At 70.5% G+C, this 17,476-nt stretch carries 13 protein-coding genes; 4 read left to right on the forward strand and 9 right to left on the reverse strand.

Going from position 1 to position 17,476, the window contains the following annotated elements; genetic code table 11:
• The first annotated feature begins 2 nt into the window (after window positions 1–2).
• Window positions 3–1,499, forward strand: a complete 1,497-nt coding sequence (locus tag ACIBK4_RS49610; RefSeq protein ID WP_399006640.1) for a class I adenylate-forming enzyme family protein — start codon at window positions 3–5, stop codon at window positions 1,497–1,499.
• 76 nt (window positions 1,500–1,575) lie between these two features.
• On the opposite strand, the gene ACIBK4_RS49615 is transcribed toward ACIBK4_RS49610, so the two are convergent.
• The 7 genes from ACIBK4_RS49615 to ACIBK4_RS49645 form a co-directional block, all read right to left on the reverse strand.
• The gene (locus ACIBK4_RS49615; RefSeq protein WP_399006642.1) at window positions 1,576–2,640 is read right to left on the reverse strand and encodes a LacI family DNA-binding transcriptional regulator; all 1,065 of its coding nucleotides are present in this window, start codon (window positions 2,638–2,640) and stop codon (window positions 1,576–1,578) included.
• A 180-nt stretch (window positions 2,641–2,820) separates the two neighbouring features.
• Entirely contained in the window at window positions 2,821–4,419 is a 1,599-nt protein-coding gene (locus tag ACIBK4_RS49620) for a family 43 glycosylhydrolase (protein WP_399006644.1), read from the reverse strand.
• The gene (locus tag ACIBK4_RS49625; protein WP_399006646.1) at window positions 4,416–5,321 is read right to left on the reverse strand and encodes a carbohydrate ABC transporter permease; all 906 of its coding nucleotides are present in this window, start codon (window positions 5,319–5,321) and stop codon (window positions 4,416–4,418) included. The genes ACIBK4_RS49620 and ACIBK4_RS49625 overlap by 4 nt, the downstream gene beginning before the upstream one ends.
• Window positions 5,321–6,205 (reverse strand): carbohydrate ABC transporter permease, encoded by an 885-nt coding sequence (locus tag ACIBK4_RS49630; RefSeq protein ID WP_399006648.1) that lies wholly within the window; start codon window positions 6,203–6,205, stop codon window positions 5,321–5,323. The genes ACIBK4_RS49625 and ACIBK4_RS49630 overlap by 1 nt, the downstream gene beginning before the upstream one ends.
• A gap of 10 nt (window positions 6,206–6,215) precedes the next feature.
• Entirely contained in the window at window positions 6,216–7,547 is a 1,332-nt protein-coding gene (locus ACIBK4_RS49635; protein WP_399006650.1) for an ABC transporter substrate-binding protein, read from the reverse strand.
• A 188-nt stretch (window positions 7,548–7,735) separates the two neighbouring features.
• Window positions 7,736–8,827: a LacI family DNA-binding transcriptional regulator gene (locus ACIBK4_RS49640; protein ID WP_399006652.1), complete on the reverse strand. Its 1,092-nt coding sequence runs from the start codon at window positions 8,825–8,827 to the stop codon at window positions 7,736–7,738.
• A gap of 120 nt (window positions 8,828–8,947) precedes the next feature.
• Entirely contained in the window at window positions 8,948–9,961 is a 1,014-nt protein-coding gene (locus tag ACIBK4_RS49645) for a hydroxyacid dehydrogenase (RefSeq protein ID WP_399006654.1), read from the reverse strand.
• Between the two features lie 247 nt (window positions 9,962–10,208).
• Here ACIBK4_RS49645 and ACIBK4_RS49650 point away from each other — a divergent pair, with 247 nt between their 5' ends.
• Both ACIBK4_RS49650 and ACIBK4_RS49655 read left to right on the forward strand, forming a co-directional pair.
• Window positions 10,209–11,807 carry a carboxylesterase/lipase family protein gene (locus ACIBK4_RS49650; protein ID WP_399006656.1) on the forward strand — a complete coding sequence of 533 codons (1,599 nt, stop codon included), beginning with the start codon at window positions 10,209–10,211 and terminating at the stop codon, window positions 11,805–11,807.
• 209 nt (window positions 11,808–12,016) lie between these two features.
• Window positions 12,017–13,072 carry a LacI family DNA-binding transcriptional regulator gene (locus ACIBK4_RS49655; RefSeq protein WP_399006658.1) on the forward strand — a complete coding sequence of 352 codons (1,056 nt, stop codon included), beginning with the start codon at window positions 12,017–12,019 and terminating at the stop codon, window positions 13,070–13,072.
• On the opposite strand, the gene mmuM is transcribed toward ACIBK4_RS49655, so the two are convergent.
• Entirely contained in the window at window positions 13,062–13,985 is a 924-nt protein-coding gene (gene mmuM / locus ACIBK4_RS49660; RefSeq protein ID WP_399006660.1) for a homocysteine S-methyltransferase, read from the reverse strand. The two genes, ACIBK4_RS49655 and mmuM, sit on opposite strands and share 11 nt — an antisense overlap.
• Before the next feature lie 112 nt (window positions 13,986–14,097).
• Here mmuM and ACIBK4_RS49665 point away from each other — a divergent pair, with 112 nt between their 5' ends.
• Window positions 14,098–15,210, forward strand: coding sequence for an aminoglycoside phosphotransferase (locus tag ACIBK4_RS49665; RefSeq protein WP_399006662.1), 1,113 nt, complete (start codon window positions 14,098–14,100; stop codon window positions 15,208–15,210).
• Between the two features lie 102 nt (window positions 15,211–15,312).
• Here ACIBK4_RS49665 and ACIBK4_RS49670 read toward each other — a convergent pair whose 3' ends face one another.
• On the reverse strand, window positions 15,313–17,415 hold the full coding sequence (locus ACIBK4_RS49670; protein WP_399006664.1) for an autotransporter: 2,103 nt from the start codon (window positions 17,413–17,415) through the stop codon (window positions 15,313–15,315).
• Window positions 17,416–17,476 lie beyond the last annotated feature (61 nt).

Genomic DNA, 17,476 nt, shown 5'->3' on the forward strand with positions numbered 1-17,476 from the left:
CCATGCCCGGGAACGTAACCCAGGATCTGACCCAACTCGCCCGCGCCAGAGGGTGGTTGGAGCGGATCGCCTTCCTCGCCGACGACCGCGCCTGGACGTACGCCGAGGTGTTCGACGGCGCGGCACGGGCCGCGAGGGGATACCGGGCCGCGGGACTTCGCCGCGGCGACCGCGTCCTGCTGGCACTGCCCGACGGCGTCGAGATGGTCTGGTCCGTGCTCGGCGCCTGGCAGGCCGGTCTCGTCGCCGTCCCGGTCAACGTCCAGATGAGCCCGCAGGATCTGCTGAGGGCCGTGGAGACGGTGGAACCCGCGCTGGCCGTCATCGACCCTGACACGGCAGGGCAGTTGGAGCTGCCGGGCTTCGCCCCCGCCATGAAGGTCACGACACTGGTCGCCGGCGAACCGGACCCGGATTTCGCCGAGGGCGGCGACGCCCCGGCGCTCGCGGTCTTCACGTCCGGCACGACGGGCGCCCCGAAACTCTGCTTCTTCCTGCACGGCAACTTCGCCGCACCTCCCGGCCCGTCCGGCCCAAACGGCGGTGGCCGTACGACAGTTGGGCTGTCGGTGTCCCGCATGTACTTCCTGGGCGGACTGCACTTCTCGGTGCTCACCACCCTCGCCACGGGCCGGACCGCCGTCCTGTCACGCACCCGGGCGACCCCGGCCGCCGCGATCGACCTCATCGACCGCCACCAGGTCACGAACCTCTTCGCACAGCCAAGTTTCCTGGCCCGCATGCTTCTTGAGCCCGGCCACGAGGAGGCGTTCGCCCGCCTGCGGGAGGTGTCGAGCGCGGGGGAGGTCCTCTCGCCCCGGCTGCGCGAGCGACTGGTACCGATCCTGGGGGACCGGCTGGTCAACAACTACGGCGCCACCGAGATCGGCCTGATCTCCCTGGGCCGGCCCGCCGCGTACCGCACTCCGTCGGCGGTCGGCCCCGCCGTCCCCGGCCGACCGGTGCGCATCGTCGACGCGGACGGCCGCCCGATGCCCGCGGGCCGCCAGGGCGAGCTGCACGTCTACGCCGACTTCGCGTCCCGGGGCGTAGCGCGGGGGAGTCTGGGCCCCGATCAGGTGACGGACACCTGGTGGCCGACCGGGGACCTGGCGTCGATCGACGACGACGGCGTCCTCCATGTGCACGGCCGACTGGACGACGTGGAGGTGATCGGCGGCCAGAACGTGGTGCCGGGCGAGGTCGAACGGCTCCTTGAGCGCCATCCGCGCGTGCTCGAAGCGGCGGTCAGCTCGGTCCGCCGCCCGGCCGGGGACACAAGCCTGCGCGCCTACGTCGTGACCGTCCCCGGCGACGACGAAGCGGCCGACGGAGCCCAAGACGCCGCCCTGGACGCCGAGTTGATCGCCCTGGCCCGGTCCCGGCTCTCCTGGTACAAGGTCCCGCAGGACGTCGTCCGACTGGACACGCTGCCCCGCAACGCGAACGGCAAGCTCCTCCGCAGACACCTTCGCGCGGTGGGCGACCAGTACGTCTGACATCGCGACAGCACGCCGTGACGGGGCAGCGGACGACCGATCCGCTGCCCCGTCACGGCGGCCCCCGCAGTCATGGTCACGATCTACGCTCGGCGTACCGGCCGCCCGGCGCCCCCGTACTCGCCCGCTCCACCAACCGCGTCGACAACTCCGTCCGCGTCCCCTCGGGCCGGTCCCCGTCCATCAGCCGGAGCAGTAGCCGCAGCGCCGTGGCCGCCATCTCCGACAGCGGCTGCCGGATCGTGGTGAGCGCCGGAGTCACCCAGCGCGCCTCGGGAAGGTCGTCGAAACCGACCACGCTGATGTCGTCCGGGACGCTCAACTCCCGTTCCGCCAGGGCCTCGTAGACGCCGAGCGCCATCCGGTCGGAGCAGACGAAGACCGCCGTGGGCGGCTCGGGCAGGTCGAGGAGTTCGCGCATCCGGGTGCGGGCCATGGCCTGGTCGAAGCCGCCGTGGCGGATGTACTCGGGGCGGACCGGAACCCCCGCCGAGGCGAGCGCGGAGCGGTAGCCGGCCACGCGGGCGCTGCTGCACATCTTGTGGCGGTGGCCGGCGATGACGGCGATGCGTTCGTGGCCCAGGGAGAGCAGGTGCTCGGTCGCCGTCACCCCGCCCTGCCAGTTGGCCGCGCCGACCGACACCACGCCCGGCGGCGGTTCGTGCACGGGGTCGATCATCACGAACGGGATGCGGTGCTGGTCGAGCCACGCGTACTGGGAGGGCGTCAACTCGGCCAGATTGAACAGGACTCCGGACGAACCCCGGCCAACCAGCTTGTCCAGCCAGCCCCGTTCGGGCCGCTCGGCGCGCGTCCGGGTCAGCCCGGCCGAGACCACCACCTCAAGTCCGGCCTCGTACGCCGCTTCCTCCACCCCGTGCAGCACCGCCCCCGACCACGAACTCTCCAGCGAGTGCACCACCAGGTCGACCATCCCCGGCGCCTTGTTCGCGTCGAACCGGGGCCTGCGCACATACCCGAGCCGCTCCAGCGCCTCCGTCACCCGCCGCCGCGTCTCCGGCGCCACGTCCTCCCGGCCGTTGACCACCTTGGACGCCGTCGGCACGGACACCCCCGCCTCTCGGGCCACGACCGCCAACGTGGGCCCCGCCGTCACGCTCGCGCTCCCCGTACGGACCATCGGGTACCGCCTCTCCAGCCCGCCCGAGGGCCCTCGAAAGTTTCCGACCAGCGCTGCTTCCCCGGCCCGACCACCCACCGTTCAGAAAGCGCTTCCTACGATAGGTGCGCGTCAACACGGCGGGAAGACCAGGGAATTCACCTGATGCCGCCGACCCGGACTTTCGAAACCCCGAACAGGTCAGCCGGGCGGGCAGTCGAGGCGGAAGCGGGTGAAATCGGCGGTGAAGTCGGCGTCGACGAGATCCCAGGCATGGATGCCCGCCATCGCCCCCGTGAACCGCAGCCGCGACCCGTAGTCGTCGGACAGGCGACTGAAGTCCAACTCCGGCCCAATCGGCGTCCGTTGATGGTCACACAGCCACCAGAACCGCGCCCCGGCCCCCTCGACCGTCACCCCCAACGTCAGGGGCGCACCACCATCGACTCCTACGACGGCCACCTGCCGGGTGCCGCCCTCGTACCGCTCCACCAGGCTCAGCACCGAACGCCCGCCACCGTCCTGCCACTGCTGCCCCCGCTGCCCCTCACCCTCGGGCTCCGCCCAGGTCAGATGCAGGCTCAGATACGCCTCGGCGCCGTACCAGAGCACCAGCCCCGCCGCCTGCGTGAACGTCAACGGCCTTGCGTCGACCGTGACTTCGGCCTCCGCGCGATGCTCAGTGATCCGCTGGGCCAGCAGACTGTGCGCCCACCGCGACTCCGGCCCGTGCCGTCCACGCAGCCGGATCCAGCCGGGGCGGGTGGTCGTGTCGGCCCAGGACGGGTCCGGGTAGGCGCGAGGACTGCTCCACGGCCAGCCCAACGGCTCGTCGGAGTCCGGGACTTGGGCCGGTGGGGTTGCGGGGCGCGTCGGTACGGTGACTTCCACCGCCGGATGCCAGCCGCCTTGCCGTAGCCTCGGCCAGCCGTCTTCATCCCACGTCACGGCCTGGATCGCCGTCTCCCGGCCCAAGGTGCAGCGCGGCCCATCCGGTGTCTGTACCGGGCGTGCCGCGAGATGGCTCAACACCCAGTCCCCGCCGGGTAGTTCGACCAGTTCGCCGTGCCCCGCCTTCTGCAGCGGCACCGACGGATCGTCCCGGGACGTCAACAAGGGCCGGTCGTCGACCTCGTACGGACCGGTGATCGTACGGCTGCGCGCCACCAGCACGCCATGCTCGTACCCTGTGCCGCCCTCCGCGAGCAGCAGGTAGTACCAGTCGCCCCGGCGCACCAACTTCGGTCCCTCTACGAGCCGTTCGTGCTGGAGCAGCAGGTGGGTCGGGCCGATCGGGGTGAGTGTGTCGCGGTCCAGCTCGGTCGCGACGATGCCCGCGAAGCGGCGGCCGCCGGGGCGGCAGTCGTTCTGGAGGTTGAGCAGCCACAGCCGGCCCTCGTCGTGGAACAGCGCCGGGTCGAAGCCGTGGCTCGCGACCCGGCGCGGGGTCGTCCACGTGCCGGCCGCGTCCGTCGCCGTCGTGACGTAGGTGTCCAGGTCGAAGTACGGCGTACCGACCGAGCGGACCACCGTGTACGTCAGCCAGAAGCGCTCGCCGTCCCAGCTCAGCGAGGGTGCCCAGATGCCGCCCGAGTCGGGGACCCCGGCGAGGGAGTCGCCGGGCACCGCGCCCCGGACGTGGCCCGCGTACTGCCAGTCGGCCAGATCGCGGGAGCGGTGGATCGGGATCGTGGGGAACCACTCGAAGGAACTCGTCGCCACGTAGTACCAGTCGCCGACCCTGACCATCGAGGGGTCGGGGGCGAAGCCGCGGACAACAGGGTTGTGCAGCAAGGTCACTTGAGGGCTCCCAGGGTGACCCCGGTGCGCCAGTAGCGGCGCATCGCGACCATCATCACGGCCATCGGGACGATCGACAGGAGCGCGCCGGTGAGGACCAGGCTCGTGAGGTCGACGCCCGACTCCATGCGTTTTCCCGACCAGTTGTAGAGGCCGAGGTTGAGCGTCCAGTTCTCCTCGCCGCGCAGGACGGTCAGCGGGAGGAAGAAGGCGTTCCAGGTGTTGACGAAGGCCAGGAGGAAGACGGTCGCGCCGCCCGTCGTCATCATCCGCAGCACGATGCTGAAGAAGATGCGCAGCTCGCCCGCGCCGTCCAGCCGTGCCGCCTCCAGGAGTTCGAAGGGGACCGTGGCCTCCGTGTACACCTTGGCGAGGTAGACGCTGAACGGGTTGATCAGACAGGGGATCAGCATCGCCCAGGGAGTGTCCACCAGGCCGATCTTCGAGAACATCAGGTACAGCGGGAGCGTGAGCAGCGCGATCGGGATCAGGAACGAGCCCACCACGCACGCGAACACCGCGTTGCGGCCCGGGAATGCGAAGCGCGCGAGGCCGTAGCCCGTCGCGAGGGCGATGAGCGTGCCGCCCAGGGAGCCGACTCCCGCGTACAGGAAGGAGTTCGCGGTCCAGCGCAGGAAGATGCCGTTCTCGTAGGTGAAGACCTGACGCACGTTCGCCCACAGGTGCATGCCGGAGAACCAGAGGCCGTTGCTCTGGTACAGGCCCGTGCGGTCCTTGGTCGCGGCGACGATCAGCCACCACACCGGGAACAGGCTGTAGGCGCTGGCCAGGACCAGGCCGACGAGCAGGAAGCGCTGGCCGCCGCGTGAACGGGTCGCAGGGTCAGGCTTGTTGAGGCGGCGGACCTGATGGGCGTTCCGGCGTTCTTCGGTGAGGGTCATCAGTCGGCCTCCTTCGCGGTGAGCCGGTAGAAGAGGAAGGAGGCGACGCCCAGGATGAGGGCGAGGAGGACCGAAAGGGCCGCCGCGTAGTGGTAGTTGCCCGCGTTGAACGCCTGGTTGTAGATGATCATGATGGGCGTGAAGCTGTCGTTCACCGTCTGCGGGGTGACGTTCCGGAACAGTGCCGGCTCGTTGAAGATCTGCAGCATCTGGATGATCGAGAGCATGCCGGTCAGCACCAACGCCCCGCGCACGTAAGGGATTTTGATGCTCGTGGCGACCCGGAACTCGGAGGCGCCGTCCAGCCGGGCCGCCTCGAAGAGGTCGCGGGGCACGCCCTGGAGCGCCGCGTAGATGATCACCATGTTGTAGCCGATGCCGTGCCAGGTCAGCAGGTTGCCGATGGACGGCCAGACCATCGAGGGCGCGAAGAAGTTCCAGGACAGCCCGAACACCTTGCCCAGCGACGTCAACGGCCCTACGTCCGGGCTGTACAGGTTGATCCACACGATCGCCGCGACCACCCCGGGGATCATGTACGGCACGAGGAGGAAGATCCGGAAGCGGCCCGCGACCTTCGAGGACAGCGCGTCCAGGAACAGCGCCAGCAGCAGGCTGACGAGCAGCATCACCGGGATCTGCACGCACGCGAACAACACCACGCGCAGCACCGAGTTCATGAACGCCGAGTCGGTCAGGCCCTGTTGGTAGTTGTCCAGGCCGGAGAACCGCTGCGTGGAACCGCCGAGACCGAGCCCGGACTGGTGCTCCACGAACAGCGACTCGTAGACGGCGTACCCGATCGGTATCAAGTACAGGAAGACGAAACCGAGTTGGAAGGGCACCGTGAACGCGGCACCCTTCCAGCGCTGGGAACGGATCATCGGCGCTGCCTCAGCCCTTGACGCTGATACCGCGGGACTTCAGGTCTTTGACCGTCCACTCCTGCATGTGCGCCAGCAGATCGGTGACCTTCTCCTGCTTGTTCATCACCTTCGCCCAGCCGGTCTGCAACTCGGTGAACATCGCGGTCCAGTCCGGGCCGAACACCCAGTCCGAGGTGACGGTGTTCAGGCTGTCGGTGACGACCTTCTTCGCGGGCTCGTAGTTCGTCCCCAGCAGCTTGTCCGAGATCGACTCGGCGACGTACGCGTCGCTGTCGGCCAGGGCCGGCATCACACCGTTGCCGGTGGTCGGGCTCGCCATCGTCTTCACCGCACCGGTGTTCGTCGACATCCACAACGCGGCCTCGGCGGCCTGCTGTTGGTGCGCGCACTGCTTGGTCACCAGCGTGACGCCACCGCTCTGGTTGGTCCCGGCGGGCGTCTTGGCGGCCTCGCCCGCGAACGTCGGCCAGGGTGAGAGCGCCCACTTGCCGTCGGACTTGGTGAAGTTCTGCACCATGCCCGCCATCTGCCAGGTCGAGATCTGCCGGGTCGCGGTGCCGCCGTTGTCGTAGTTGCGCTGGACGGCCGCGTAATCCGCGAAGGAGAGCTTGGAGTTGAGGTCGTTGTCGATGATGTCCTGGATCACCTGGGCGGCCTTGAGGCTGCCCGCGTCCTGGAAGTCGACCTTCCAAGAGTTGCCGTCGATGGCGTACCAGTGGGCGCCCGCCTGCATCGCGAGCACCTCCAGGGTGCTGGGGTCCTCACCGGCGTAGTTGGTGATCTTGATGCCGTGCTTCTTCAGGACCTTGCCGGCGGCGATGAACTCGTCCCAGGTCGTCGGCGCCTTGAGGCCGTACTTCTTGAAGACGTCGGTGCGGTAGATCGTGAACGCGGGGGCCGAACTCGTCGGCACGCCATAGGACTTGCCCTGCACCTGTGCGCTGGCCCACGAGCCCGCGTTGAACTTGACCTTGTCGGCCGAGACGTACTGCGAGATGTCGGCGAGCGCGCCCTGCGAGACCCAGGTGGTCACGTACTCCGCCGTGTTCTGCACCAGGCAGGGCGCGTTGCCGGCCTTGACCGCGTTGGTCAGCTGCTTCTGCATCGTCAACTGGTCGGTGACCTTGGTGTACTTGAGCTGGACGTCCTTGTGCGCGGCGTTGAACGCCTTCACGACCGCGTCCTGCCCGTTGGCCCAGCCCCAGAAGGGGAGGGTGACCGGACCGGAAGACGTCTTGTCTCCCGAGCCGGATCCGCCACAGGCGGAGAGCAGACCCGTCAGCGCGAGACCCGCGACGGCTGCACGAGCGAACCTTCTCCGGGGGCTGGTGAAGTTCATCAGACCGTGTTCCTTCGGAAGAGAAGAGGTAGAAACCGGTTGCTGGGAAGGTAGGCACCGAGCCCTGTTCGGAGCAAGAGGTGTGCAGCAACTTGTTTCGGCGGCCCTGAACAGACCGCGTCTGGCCAGGGAACTTGAAGGGAAACCGGTTACGTAACGATGGATCTTGCGGAGATCTTGCGGTGTGCTCAGTCGCGTCGCGCGGGCGGTCGCACCGAGTTCCGTACGACGACATGCGTGCCCAGGACCAGATGGTCGCCGTCGCCGCTCCTGCGCCGGCCCGTGCCGCCGCCCTCGCGCCGGTCCGCCACCGCGCGCAGCGCGACCCGGCCCATCTCCTCGTACGGGACGTGCACGGTGGTGAGCTGCGGGGTCAGCTGGGAGGCCAGCGGGATGTCGTCGTAGCCGACGATCGACACGTCCTCCGGCACCCGCAGCCCCGCCGCGCGCAGCGCCTGCATGGCGCCCGCGGCGACCACGTCGGTCCCCGCGAGCACCGCGGTGAAGTCCACGCCCTCCTTCAGGGTGTCCTCCACCGCCTCGTACCCGTGCTCGTAGTCGTACGGCCCGTGCCGCACCATCCCCGGGTCGAACGGGACGCCGTACGCCTCGAAGGCCCGTTGCGCACCCCTCAACCTGCCCTGGGCGGTGGTGAGTTCGGCGTGCCCGGGGAGGACAAGGACTCGGCGGTGGCCGGCCGAGAGGAGGTGGCTGGCCATGGCGTAGGCGCCGCCCTCGTTGTCGTAGTCGACCGTCGTCGCCGGGACGTCGCCCTCCAGCGGCGGGCGGCCGACGAGCACGAGGTGCGAGCCCGCCGCGTCCAGGGAGCGGGCGAAGCGGGCCATTCGCAACTGGTACTCGTCGACGTCGTACGCCCCGCCGAGCAACACCACGGCGGCGACGCCCTGTTGGCGCATGAGGTTGACCAACGCGAGCTCGCGCTCCGGGTCGTCGCCGGTCGTGCCGACGAGGGAGAGCCAGCCGCGCAGTGTGGCCGCGCCCTCAACTCCCTTGGCCACGTGGGCGAATGCCGCGCCGGTGATGTTGTTGATCAGGATCGCCACCGTGGGCGTGCCGCCGCCGGCCAGGGAGCGGGCGTGCGCGTTGGTGACGTAGTCCAGGTCGCCGACGACCTTCATCACCCGGCGGCGCAGCTCCTCCGACACCGGGTAGTTGCCGGACAGCACGCGCGAGACGCTCGCCACGGAGACCCCGGCGCGCTCCGCCACGTCCCGGATCGTCGCCCGGCCGATGTCGCCCGACGCCTTGCGCTGACTCACCGTAGCGACTCCTTCACCATGACCGTGTTTCCACCGGGCGCCCTGGGGCCCGCTCCGGCGCCGGTCCGGAAACCGTATCCCAAGGTCGTTCCCGGTGCGGAGGCCTGTGGACGGCGCGGATCAGGCGACACGGGCCAGGTCCGCGTGCCGTACCTCGTGGGCCGGTGGCAGGCCCGCGGCCAGGCGTTCCAGCTCGTCGACGACGATGCCGCCGAGGCGCGCCAGCTCGTTGCCGAGGGAGCCCGCGATGTGCGGGGTGAGGAAGACGTTCGGCAACTGGTACAGCGGGGAAGAGGGAGGCAACGGCTCGGGTTCGGTGACGTCGAGGATCGCGGTCAGCCGGCCCGACAACAGCTCGTCGGTCAGGGCCTCGTGGTCGATCAGGGCGCCCCGTGAGGTGTTGATCAGCACCCCGCCGTCCCGGATGAGCGCGAGCCGCCCCCGGTCCAGCATGCGCTGGGTCTCGGGGATGTCCGGGGCGTGCAGACTCACGATGTCGCTACGGCTCAACAGGTCGTCCAGCGGCAGGAGTTCGGCCCCGAGCGCGGCGGCCTCGGAGACGCTGACGTAGGGGTCGTGCAGCAGGACCTCGAAGTCGTACGGCCGCAGCAGCTCCAGCAGTCGGCGGCCCACCCGGGAGGCGCCGATGACGCCGATCCGGCGGCCGAGGTTGCCGATCGGCGCGGTCTCGGCGGGCGTCGGGTACGTGTGCGTGTGCCGGAAGCGGTCCCGCTGGGCGAAGGTGTCCTTCCCGGCCAGCAGGATCATCGCGAGGGTGTACTCGGCGACCGGGAGCGCGTTGCCGGTGACCGCGCTGGAGACGGTTACCCCGCGTTCCCACAGGGCCTCGCCGACCAGCGAACGGACCGAACCCGCCGCGTGCAGCACGGTGCGCAGCCGGGGTGCCGCCGCCAGCGCGTCGGCGTCGAGGTGCGGACAGCCCCACCCGGTGATCAGGACCTCGGCTTCGGCCAGGGCCCGGGCGGCCTCGGGTGCGCCGAAGTCCCGTACGACGAGCCCTGGTTCGATCACGGCCGTCTGCCGGAGCCGGTCCATCAGGGGGGAGGGGAAGAGCAGGGGCAGGTGCACCGGATCCATGGCGAACACGGCCCTCGGCGGCTGGGCGCTGAGCATGACCCTCCCGTACGGAGTAGGAAACGTTTTCTGAAAACGTCTTCTACCGTAGATCTGCCGTGGAGCGGGGGTCAATCGGTGAGAAGGGACCCCGAGCGCGGAAATATTTCGATCGGTTCCGGGACCGGAAGCAGGTGATTCCGCGCGGCATGACCCGTCCAGCGGAGTTCGTCCGCCGGAATAGCCGGGCGCGATGTGATGCTCTGATGAACATGGTTCACGAGCGCGACGAGGAGCTGGTGGGCAGATGAGGGCAGAGCAACTGAACCCCGTGGTCGCCACCCCCTACGGGTTGGTGCGCGGCCGGTACGAGAACGGGATCGCGGTCTTCCGGGGCATCCCCTACGCGGCACCCCCCATCGGACCCCGGCGCTTCCGCCCGCCCGTCCCGCCCGAGCCCTGGACCGGGGTCCGCGACGCGCTCGACTTCGGCCCGACCGCGCCGAAACCGCCGTACTCCGAAGCTTTCGCGAAACTGCTCTCCGACCCCATCGTCCCCGGCGACGACTGCCTCAACCTCAACGTCTGGACCCCGGAACCCGGCCCCGGCGCCCGGCTGCCGGTCATGGTGTGGCTGCACGGCGGCGCGCTCACCCGGGGTTCGTCGGCCGTCCCCGTCTACGACGGACACTCCTTCGCCCGCGACGGCGTCGTCATGGTCTCCGTCAACTACCGCCTGGGCGTGGAGGGTTACGGCCTCTTCCCGGACGCCCCCGCCAACCCCGGCCTGCGCGACCAGCTCGCCGCGCTGCGCTGGGTGCACGAGTCGATCGCGGCGTTCGGCGGCGACCCCGACCGGATCACCCTCTTCGGACAGTCCGCCGGCGCGATCAGCATCGGCGCACTGCTCGCCGCCCCGCAGGCCCAGGGGCTGGTCCGTCGGGCCGTGCTGCAGAGCGGGCCCCCGGAGGCCTTCGACCGCGACAAGGTACGGCGGATGGTGCGCCGGATGGCGACCCGGCTGAAGATCCCCGCCACCGCCGAGGCCTTCGCGGCCGTAGACCGCGAGGTGCTGCTCCGCACCCAGGCCGACGTGGGCAAACTCAGCAGTCCGGTGCTCGGCGGGCCTACGTTCGGGATCGTCATCGACGGCGACCTCGTGCCCCGCGATCCGCTGGAAGCGCTGGTGGACGGCGAGGTGGCGCGGGGCGTCGACCTGATGCTCGGCTGGACCCGCGACGAGTACCGGCTGTGGCTGGTCCCAGGCGGCCTCCACGAACGTGTCGACCGGCTCGGCGCGGTCGCCCTGGCCGGTGCGATGGCCCGCTGCCACTGCGGGGTCGAGGTCCCGCGCGGCTACCGCGCCCTGCACCCCGGCGCCGGCACCGCCGAGACCGTCGGCCAGCTCGTCACCGACCACCTCCTGCGCTACCCCCTGCACCGCCTCGCCGACGCCCGCCCCGGCACCGCCCACGTCTACGAGTTCGCCTGGCCCTCCAACCGCCCCGACCTCGGCTCCTGCCACGCCCTCGAACTCGGCTTCGTCTTCGACACGGGCGAGATCCCCGAGTCCGCCAAACTCGCCGGCCAGGGTGCGCCGCAGGACCTGGCCGACGCGATGCACGGGGCGTGGGTGCGGTTCGCGGTGGACGGCGACCCCGGGTGGCAGGCCTGGGACGACACGCATCCGGTACGGATCTTCGGAGAAGGCGAGCCGTATGTCGCGCACGGGCCGCGCGACCCCGAGTTCGCCCTGTGGGCGGCCGACGCCGTGGCGAAGGCGAAGGAAGCGGTGGCTCCGGTCGAGGGGGAGGGTGCGGGTGCTCCGCCCGTGCGGAGCGCCACCGAGCTGCGGTCGGTCGTGCGGCGGCTGCGGCGGACGGGGGATGTGCGGCGGTCGTCGTGAGGGGGCGTAGGGGACAGAAACCGGTTGCCCAACGGCGACCGCGGACAACTGCCGACAACTGCCGTGCTGACGTAGGTGAATTGGCCGACGCACGCCCCTCCTCCAGCCCCTCGCCCACTGCTACTCTCCGCGCAGGGAACCGGTTGCCGGAGTGTTGCCACAGGCCCCGAGGGGGTACGCGGCGGCCCAGGGGAGGGGCGAGGCGGTACATGACCAGGAAGAGCCAGGACGCGAGCGGGAGCACCATCCGGGACGTGGCGGCCCGTGCCGGGGTGTCCGCATCCACGGTGTCGCGGGTGCTCGGCGGCGAGTACCCGGTGAGCACGGCGACCCGCACGCGCGTGCTGCGGGCCGTACGCGAACTGGACTACGTCGCCGACGCGCGCGCCAAGGCCGTCGCCGGCGTCGGGACGCCGACCCTCGCGTTCGTCCTGGAGGACATCACGGGACCGTCGTTCGCGCTGATGGCACACGGCGTGGAACGCGAGGCGACCCGGCTCGGCCACCTGTGCCTGGTGTGCAGCACCGAGGGCGACATCCAGCGCGAACTGGACTTCATCGAGACCATGCGCGCCCAGCGCACCGCCGCCGTGATCCTCGTCGGCGGCACCGCGGACACCCCCGAGTACCGCGAGCGCACCCGCCGTATCGCCGACTCACTGGCCGCGGCGGGCTCGCGGCTCGTGCTCTGCGGGCGGCCGCCGCTCGGCCCGGGCGCACCGGTCACGGTCATCGAGTACGACAACGAAGGCGGCGCCTACGCCCTCGTCGCGCACGTCCTGGCCCAGGGCCACCAGCGCGTCCTGTTCCTCGGCGGCAAGCCGGACCACGCGACCGCGCAGGGCCGTGAACGCGGTTACCTCGCCGCGCACCGCGCCCGAGGTCTCGAACCCGACCCGGACCTCCTCCTCCACGGCGACTTCACCCGCGACTCGGGCCACCGCCTGATGCGCCACGCGCTGAGCCGGAAACTGGAGTTCACGGCCGTGGTCGCCGCCACCGACATGGTCGCCGCGGGCGCGCTCACCGCGCTGCACGAGGCGGGCCTGGACGTCCCCGGTGACGTGTCCCTGGCCGGTTACGACGACATCCCCTTCGCCCGAGACCTGCACCCGGCCCTGACCACGGTCCATGTCCCCTACGAGGAACTGGGCCGCCTCGCCGTACGCACCGCGCTGGGCCGCACACCGGAGTCACCGGACGAGCACCTGTTGCTGGGCACGCATGTGGTGGTGCGGGACTCGATCGCGGCGGTCAGTGTGTGAGCGTTCGCGAGATGGACGCGATGGCTTCCGGCCCCACCCGGCAGCACCCCCCGATCAGCCGCGCGCCGGACGCCCGCCAGCCCTCGACCTGCTCGGCGGTGAAGGTGGAACTGCCCGTCCACGCACGGGCGTTGGCGTCCCAGGTCTCACCGCTGTTGGGGTAGACGACGACGGGCTTGCCGGTGACACGGGCCGCGATCTCGACCGCGCCCTCGACATCCTCCGGGGCGCTGCAATTGACGCCGACCGCGATGATCTCGTCCGCTTCGGCGGCCGGCGCGAACGCCTCCTCCAGCGGCTGCCCGGCGCGGGTGCGGTCACCCGCGATCGAGTACGACAGCCAGGCGGGCGTCCGCAGTCCGCGCACCGCCCGCAACAGCGCCTCGGCCTCGTCGGTGTCGGGGATCGTCTCGAAGGCCAGCACGTCGGGCCCGACGACATCCAGCACCTCCAGGCGGGGCCGGTGGAAGGCCTCCAGCTCGGCCACGCTCAGCCCGTACCGGCCCCGGTACTCGGAGCCGTCCGCGAGCATCGCGCCGTACGGTCCGACCGAGGCCGCCACGTAGAGCGGCCGCTCGATGCCGCGCCGTCCCGCCTCGACCGCCGCGTCGATGGCCAACTCCACGCTCAGGGCGATGAGTTCGGCCGCCCGGTCGTGCTTGATCCCGCGCTTCGCGAAGCCCTCGAAGGTGGCCTGGTAACTGGAGGTGATCGCCACGTCGGCGCCCGCCTCGTAGTACGCGAGGTGGGCTTCGGTGATCGCCTCGGGCTGGTCGGCGAGCAGCCGCGCCGACCACAGCTCGTCGCTCAGGTCGTGCCCGGCCGCCCCGAGCTGGTTGGACAGCCCGCCGTCGAGGACGAGGGTCCCGGCGGCGAGGGCATCGGCGAGGAGGGGAGCGGTGTCGCTGGTCATGTCTCGACGCTAGTCGATACGGCGGTGGAGCCGGGGCCGCGTCCAGCTGGCGAACGGTATGCCCGGAATCTGGACGCCTAGGGGATTTCTGAGGGGCGCTAGCCTTGCCCGCATGCTCGACATCGTGGCCACGGGGGCCGAAGCGCGCGACGTCCTGGGTCACTCCGCCGGATCGGTCGGCGCGGCGACGCTCACCCACAATGCCAAGAACGGCGTAACCGCGGGCGTCTGGGTCATCACCGCGGGCGACCGTTTGGCCGTCCTCAAGGTCCTCACCCGCAGCAAGGACACCACCGCCCGCTGGGCCGCCTCCGACGACCCCCGCCACTGGAACTACTGGCTGCGTGAGGCGCATGTCTACGACTCCGGGCTCGCGCAGAGCTGGCAGCCGTACGGGATCCGCGCGCCTCGGCTGCTCGCCCGGGTTCAACGGGCCGACGGGGACGTGGCGTTGTGGCTGGAGCATGTGCGGGGCGAGCCGGGCACGGGCTGGCCGCTGGCCCGGCACGTCGAGCACGCCCGCCGCCTCGGTGCGGCGCAGGCGGCTGTATCCGTCCCCGACGAACCGTGGTTCACTCGCCGCTTTCTGCGCCAGTACGTCGGCAGCAACACGCTCGGCGAGGAACTCCTCGATGACGACGAGGCCTGGCAACAGCCCCTGGTCCGGGACCATTTCCCCACCGGGCTGCGCCACGAGATGGTTCGGCTGCACCACGACCGGGAGTGGTTTCTGGACGTCATGGAGGCGCTGCCGCGCGTCTTCAGCCATCTCGACCAGTGGCCCGCGAATGTCCGTTCTCAGGGCCGGGGCAGCGTCCTGTTCGACTGGGCCTTCGCCGGTGACGGTGCGCTCGGTGAGGACCTCGGCAACTACCTTCCCGACTCCGTCTTCGACCTGTTCGTCCCGGCCGGCGACCTGCCGGGGTACGCGGCGCGGGCCTACGACGCGTATCTGCATGGTTTGCGGGAGTCGGGCAGCCGGGTCGACGAACGGCTCGTACGGCTTGGGGTGTGTGCCTCTGTCGTGAAGTACGACTGGCTCACCGCCGCGATGCTTGCCCGTGCGGGCGAGATACAGCGGGACTATGGCGGTGAGCGTGCGGTCTCTGCGGAACTTCGGTACCGGGAGCGGGGGTTGGCCCTTGGCTTTCTCGCGGGGTGGGCTGCTGAGGCGCGGGCGTTGGCCCCGCAGGTGGGGTTTCCGGAGGCGCCTAGTGGTCGGTAGGTACGACGGTGGTTGTGCCGCGATGTGTTGTCGTTTTGGTGCGGCGCCGTCGTGGCTGGTCGCGCAGTTCCCCGCGCCCCTAGGGGGTTGCCGAACCGGCGTCTAAGCCGCGTGCCTTCCGCCCCCGCGCCTGCCGCCACCCCGCGTGCGCTTCGTCGCCGGGACCAACAGGCCGCCCAGTAGGCCGAGTCCGAGGGCGTAGGGCCACCAGCCGAAGCCGTCGGTGCGGGCGGTGTTCGTTGTGCGGGCCTCGGTGATCGTCGTCCCCGGTGAGGACGTGGGGTGGGAGTTGGGGGAGGGGCTGGTCGCGGTGACGGTGGTCAGGACTACGTCGTTGCCGTCGCCGCCTCGGTAGGTGATGCGGTACGTCGTGCTGGCGAGCTTCAGCTTGGTGCCCTCGCGAAGTCCCTTGAATGTGCCCGTCGTTGAGGCCTTGCCCGTGTGGTTGAGGATCGTGATGGTCCGGGCGGGGTGCGTGCCGGCGGCCGAGAGGTCCAGGTCGCCCGCCAGGCCGACTTTGCCCCCCACCTTCAACGGCTTGTCGCGCAGGACCAGTTCGCCCTTCGCGCTCTGCGTGTAGGCGCCGGTCACGGTGAGCCCGGTGGTCACCACGCTGTGGTTCGTCACCGAACCCTTCACCGTGCCCACACCGGTTAGTTCCGTCGACACACGCAGGCCCGCCGTGCCCGCGTCCAGCCGCGCACCCGCCGCCGTGAGCCGAATCGCCTTGCTGCGGGCGAGAGTTGCGCCCGACCTCAACGCCAGCGTGCCCTTCGAGACCGTCGTCGTCCCCGTGTACGTCACCGCCGCGCCCGTCAGCGTGGTCGTCGCGGCGCCGGACTGGACGAGGGACCCCTTGCCGCCGAGATGCGACAACTGGACGGCGAGTGCCGTATTGCGCAGCACGAGGGTGCCGTCGTCGACGATCCGCCGCTGCTCCGTGCCGGTCAGCAGCCCGCCGTCGCCGCCCGGCTTCCCGGACCCCAGCCGCAGCACCGCCCCCTTCTCCACGGTCGTGGAACCGTCGTAGTACTGCGGCGCCGCGAACGTCACGTCGTTCCCGCGCGTCCCCGCGATCACGATGTCCCCGGCGCCGGGCGCGGCCAGCGTGTCGTGGTACCTGCCGCCGCCGATCGGCGCACCCAGGGTGACCGGACCGTCGTAGTCGAAGGTCAGTTTGGACCGGACCCCGCTCGCCGCGTGGAGGTTGATGTAGACGGTGTCCTTGGTGCCCGGCATGAAGATCCGGTGGGTGGTGCCGTCGCCCCACTGGACATTCGCGCCCTCGATGTTGGTGCCGCGCTTGTTCAACTGGTGGGCTATCGCGCGCCAGTTGAGGTCGGAGTTGCTGAGTGAGGGGTTGGTGTCGCCGCCCTGGTCGCTGTAGCTGTACTGGCCCGTGAGGACCACCTTGCTGCCGGGGCGCGAGTGGACGTTGACGTCGCTGCCGTACTCGCGCTGGTAGAAGTTCTGGCGCAGGGTGATCGTCTGGTACAGCGGGGTGTCGATGATCCAGGAGCCCTGGTTGAGGATCGCGCGGGCGTTGGGGAGCGCGACCGGGTACTCGGGGCGGCCCGCCGCCGTGCCGGTGCCGTTGTCAATCACCCCTGAAAAAGGGTGAGTTCCGGCTAGGTCGAGGGTGCCCCACATGTTGCGCGGCTGGGTGACCAGGCCCGAGCCGCTGATCGTGCCGATGTTGAAGGTGCGGGTCAGGGAGAGGCGCAGGGTGCCGTCGACCCGGACGTTGAGCTGATTCAGCTGGTAGCCAGGCGTGCTGTACGGGAAGTGGCCGATCAGACCGGTCCCACCACCCGTGCCGTACTGGAGAGTTGTGCCGCCGGCGACCGTGATCGCGGGCGGGTCCGGGTTGCTGACCGTGGTGTACGGGTGGTTGCCGCCCTGGGTGGTCACCTTCTGCCGCTGCCGGGACGCGGGGAGCGTGAAGTCGCTGTCCTTGGTGAGGATCAGCGTGCCGCCGCCGCGAATGGTCAGCGTGCCCTGGCCGCGGAACACACCGTCGTACGTCGTCGTCCCGGACGGCACGGTGACCACCGTGTCGCCGGTGAGCGTGACGTCGCGGTCCGCGAGGACGTCGGCGGTCGCGTCACGGGTGCCGGCGGCCGAGGCGGGGGGAGCGCCGACCAGGAGGGCGACGGTCGCGAGGGCGCCTACGGCGGCTGAGGTCTTGTGGGTATGGCTGCGCACGTCACTGGAGACGGGCGCCGGCGGCGGCGATAACAGAAATTTCGCGGCCGTCTTTGTCACG

The sequence above is a fragment of the Streptomyces sp. NPDC050528 genome, assembly GCF_044457795.1.
GTDB lineage: Bacteria > Actinomycetota > Actinomycetes > Streptomycetales > Streptomycetaceae > Streptomyces.